2 rRNA genes are annotated in these 3,120 nt (G+C 49.3%); both read right to left on the bottom strand.

Annotation, left to right across the window (positions count from 1 at the left end):
• Positions 1-115: ribosomal RNA gene (rrf, locus tag CD116_RS04340) — 5S ribosomal RNA — on the bottom strand.
• Between the two features lie 72 nt (positions 116-187).
• A 23S ribosomal RNA gene (locus tag CD116_RS04335) occupies positions 188-3,110 on the bottom strand.
• Positions 3,111-3,120 lie beyond the last annotated feature (10 nt).

The raw sequence follows: 3,120 nt of genomic DNA, 5'->3' as shown, positions 1-3,120 counted from the left end.
GCCTGGCAACGTTCTACTCTAGCGGAACGTAAGTCCAACTACCATCGACGCTAAGGAGCTTAACTTCTGTGTTCGGCATGGGAACAGGTGTGACCTCCTTGCTATAGTCACCAGACATATGAATGTAGATTATACATTCAAAACTAGATAGTAAGTAAAAGTGATTTTGCTTCGCAAAACATTTAATTTGATTAAGTCTTCGATCGATTAGTATTCGTCAGCTCCACATGTCACCATGCTTCCACCTCGAACCTATTAACCTCATCATCTTTGAGGGATCTTATAACCGAAGTTGGGAAATCTCATCTTGAGGGGGGCTTCATGCTTAGATGCTTTCAGCACTTATCCCGTCCACACATAGCTACCCAGCTATGCCGTTGGCACGACAACTGGTACACCAGAGGTATGTCCATCCCGGTCCTCTCGTACTAAGGACAGCTCCTCTCAAATTTCCTACGCCCACGACGGATAGGGACCGAACTGTCTCACGACGTTCTGAACCCAGCTCGCGTACCGCTTTAATGGGCGAACAGCCCAACCCTTGGGACCGACTACAGCCCCAGGATGCGATGAGCCGACATCGAGGTGCCAAACCTCCCCGTCGATGTGAACTCTTGGGGGAGATAAGCCTGTTATCCCCGGGGTAGCTTTTATCCGTTGAGCGATGGCCCTTCCATGCGGAACCACCGGATCACTAAGTCCGTCTTTCGACCCTGCTCGACTTGTAGGTCTCGCAGTCAAGCTCCCTTATGCCTTTACACTCTATGAATGATTTCCAACCATTCTGAGGGAACCTTTGAGCGCCTCCGTTACCTTTTAGGAGGCGACCGCCCCAGTCAAACTGCCCGCCTGACACTGTCTCCCACCACGATAAGTGGTGCGGGTTAGAAAGCCAACACAGCTAGGGTAGTATCCCACCAGCGCCTCCACGTAAGCTAGCGCTCACGTTTCAAAGGCTCCTACCTATCCTGTACAAGCTGTGCCGAATTTCAATATCAGGCTACAGTAAAGCTCCACGGGGTCTTTCCGTCCTGTCGCGGGTAACCTGCATCTTCACAGGTACTATGATTTCACCGAGTCTCTCGTTGAGACAGTGCCCAAATCGTTACGCCTTTCGTGCGGGTCGGAACTTACCCGACAAGGAATTTCGCTACCTTAGGACCGTTATAGTTACGGCCGCCGTTTACTGGGGCTTCGATTCGTAGCTTCGCAGAAGCTAACCACTCCTCTTAACCTTCCAGCACCGGGCAGGCGTCAGCCCCTATACATCACCTTACGGTTTAGCAGAGACCTGTGTTTTTGATAAACAGTCGCTTGGGCCTATTCACTGCGGCTCTTCTGGGCGTTAACCCTAAAGAGCACCCCTTCTCCCGAAGTTACGGGGTCATTTTGCCGAGTTCCTTAACGAGAGTTCGCTCGCTCACCTTAGAATTCTCATCTTGACTACCTGTGTCGGTTTGCGGTACGGGCACCTATTTTCTATCTAGAGGCTTTTCTCGGCAGTGTGAAATCAACGACTCGAAGACACAATGTCTTCTCCCCATCACAGCTTAGCCTTAATGAGTACCGGATTTGCCTAATACTCAGCCTTACTGCTTAGACGTGCAATCCAATCGCACGCTTCGCCTATCCTACTGCGTCCCCCCATCGATTAAAACGATTATAGGTGGTACAGGAATATCAACCTGTTATCCATCGCCTACGCCTGTCGGCCTCAGCTTAGGACCCGACTAACCCAGAGCGGACGAGCCTTCCTCTGGAAACCTTAGTCAATCGGTGGACGGGATTCTCACCCGTCTTTCGCTACTCACACCGGCATTCTCACTTCTAAGCGCTCCACATGTCCTTACGATCATGCTTCAACGCCCTTAGAACGCTCTCCTACCATTGTCCAAAGGACAATCCACAGCTTCGGTAATATGTTTAGCCCCGGTACATTTTCGGCGCAGTGTCACTCGACTAGTGAGCTATTACGCACTCTTTAAATGATGGCTGCTTCTAAGCCAACATCCTAGTTGTCTGGGCAACGCCACATCCTTTTCCACTTAACATATATTTTGGGACCTTAGCTGGTGGTCTGGGCTGTTTCCCTTTCGAACACGGACCTTATCACCCATGTTCTGACTCCCAAGTTAAATTAATTGGCATTCGGAGTTTGTCTGAATTCGGTAACCCGAGAAGGGCCCCTCGTCCAAACAGTGCTCTACCTCCAATAATCATCACTTGAGGCTAGCCCTAAAGCTATTTCGGAGAGAACCAGCTATCTCCAGGTTCGATTGGAATTTCTCCGCTACCCTCAGTTCATCCGCTCACTTTTCAACGTAAGTCGGTTCGGTCCTCCATTCAGTGTTACCTGAACTTCAACCTGACCAAGGGTAGATCACCTGGTTTCGGGTCTACGACCAAATACTAAACGCCCTATTCAGACTCGCTTTCGCTACGGCTCCACATTTACTGCTTAACCTTGCATCAAATCGTAACTCGCCGGTTCATTCTACAAAAGGCACGCCATCACCCATTAACGGGCTCTGACTACTTGTAAGCACACGGTTTCAGGTTCTATTTCACTCCCCTTCCGGGGTGCTTTTCACCTTTCCCTCACGGTACTGGTTCACTATCGGTCACTAGAGAGTATTTAGCCTTAGGAGATGGTCCTCCCAGATTCCGACGGAATTTCACGTGCTCCGTCGTACTCAGGATCCACTCAAGAGAGACAACATTTTCGACTACAGGATTATTACCTTCTTTGATTCATCTTTCCAGATGATTCGTCTAATATCGTCCTTTGTAACTCCGTATAGAGTGTCCTACAACCCCAACAAGCAAGCTTGTTGGTTTGGGCTCTTCCCGTTTCGCTCGCCGCTACTAAGGGAATCGAATTTTCTTTCTCTTCCTCCGGGTACTAAGATGTTTCAGTTCTCCGGGTGTGCCTTCTGATATGCTATGTATTCACATATCGATAACATGACATAACTCATGCTGGGTTTCCCCATTCGGAAATCTCTGGATCAAAGCTTACTTACAGCTCCCCAAAGCATATCGTCGTTAGTAACGTCCTTCATCGGCTTCTAGTGCCAAGGCATCCACCGTGCGCCCTTAATAACTTAATCTATGTTTCCA

It is taken from the genome of Staphylococcus schweitzeri, from assembly GCF_002902405.1.
Lineage (GTDB): Bacteria > Bacillota > Bacilli > Staphylococcales > Staphylococcaceae > Staphylococcus > Staphylococcus schweitzeri.
The sequence above is the reverse complement of the archived record's forward strand: the minus strand, read 5'-3'. Positions and strand labels throughout refer to the sequence as shown.